General features: G+C 44.4%; 2 protein-coding genes. One reads left to right on the top strand and one right to left on the bottom strand.

Going from position 1 to position 1678, the window contains the following annotated elements; translation table 11 throughout:
- A partial coding sequence (locus tag O9290_RS13295) for an RNA-guided endonuclease InsQ/TnpB family protein (RefSeq protein WP_288087145.1) occupies window positions 1-678 on the top strand: 678 nt, incomplete at its 5' end.
- Window positions 679-1103: 425 nt separating this feature from the next.
- Here O9290_RS13295 and O9290_RS13290 read toward each other — a convergent pair.
- A complete protein-coding gene (locus tag O9290_RS13290; RefSeq protein ID WP_079205903.1) occupies window positions 1104-1532 on the bottom strand; it encodes an ATP-dependent zinc protease family protein in 429 nt (142 codons plus the stop codon).
- Window positions 1533-1678 lie beyond the last annotated feature (146 nt).

Here is a 1678-nt window from a genome sequence, read left to right as displayed (position 1 = left end):
TTCCAATCTACGGAATTAGTTCCCGATATGACAGTAGGGAAAACCTGTTTAGGAATCGACGCGGGGATTGAGAGTTTTGTCGCTACTTCACGGGGAGATTTAATCAAAGCCCCTCGATTTTTGTTGAAAGTACAGAGTCAGCTTAAATTGCTACAAAGACGCTTGAAACGGAAAACTAAAGGCTCTAGTAATTGGTTAAAACTTCAGGAGAAGATAGCAAGATTACATGAAAAAGTGTCTAATACTCGTAGAGATTGGCATTTTAAGTTAGCTCATTACCTTTGCGATTTTGCTGATAATATCTTTGTTGAAGATATTAACTTCGTTTCCTGGTCTAGAGGGATCGTTAGAAAGCAATCTCTAGATTCGGGTGTCGGTAGTTTTATCAACGAGATACTACCGTTTGTCGCTTGGAAACGGGGAAAATATTATCTGAAAGTCGATAAAAACGGAACTTCACAGGAGTGTCCTAATTGTGGTGCGTTCACCGGCAAAAAGTCGTTATCGGAAAGAGTTCACCGATGCAATTCCTGCGGCCACATTGAACCGAGAGATACGGCATCAGCGAAGGTAATCGAGAACCGAGGAAAAAACGCGGTCGGGCTGACCGTGTTAGAAAACGCTTGCGGAGGCGATTTGACGGGGATCGACCGGGTTAAACCAGGTCGATCTAGTTAAAAGCCTAAGAACCGAGAATCCCCCGCTACACCGCGCGAGCGGTTAGCGGGGGAGAGTCAAGATACGGGTTTAATTTGGGGAGACTTGTTTTTTATAAATGCTTTGGCTGAATACCAAGATTTACCCGCTACTTAGGGCTGGCTGAATAAATCTAAAAACCTTGTTGGATAAGGTTTTTAGACTTTTTGTCAATCAAAAAGTACCGGCCCTGGGAGTGATCGGGGGGAAAATTCAGGGACTTTTTCCCTGAAAATTAGGTAATTGACCACCTGAAAATCGGTAAAACCCACACCCTGCCCCCAGGAAAAACTTTTTGCCGCAAACCCTAAATAAGCTAAACGGCGCTTAACCTGCATGATCCAACAGCTATAACCCTTTTGGAGTCTATATCGGTGATCCGAAGTAAAAGCCGTTTAGCTTATAACTTAACTCAGTAAAAAAGACTTATTCGGATGGACAAGAAAGCCTTTTTTCAGCGCTTCTCGTCCTAATAACATCCGAAAACCCATGACATCGCGATTAGTTAAAGTTAATTCGATCGCCCATTGACGACCACCAAGCAATACGCTTGTTCTAATAACGGGACGTAGTTGACTTTGACCCCCAGAATTTTTTACCTGTCGCCATTCGAGGATTTCTGCGGTGGTGGTGACAGTGTGGTGACTATCTTTTTGGTAGGGATGAACTTGAAAGCGCAGCCAATTGCGATCGCCATCTCGAAAAGGATGGAGATGAAAAGCGTGTAGGGCCGAGGAGCGAGCGCCTGTATCAATCTTGGCCTTTATTTTGGTAATGCCTAAATCAGGTAAATCGAGCCATTCTCGCCAACCGATGATGATTTTATCGGGTTTCATCCGTCTATTTAGGGTCTGCTGAAAAAGTTTTTCCTAGGGGCAGGGTGTAGGGTGTGGGGTGTGGGGTGTGGGGTTTTACCGATTTTGAGGGGGTCAATTACCTAATTTTCAGGGAAAAAGTCCCTGAATTTCCCCCTGATCACTCC

The organism is Microcystis sp. LE19-41.2A, assembly GCF_027530405.1.
Taxonomy (GTDB): Bacteria; Cyanobacteriota; Cyanobacteriia; order Cyanobacteriales; family Microcystaceae; genus Microcystis; species Microcystis aeruginosa.
The sequence above is the reverse complement of the archived record's forward strand: the minus strand, read 5'-3'. Positions and strand labels throughout refer to the sequence as shown.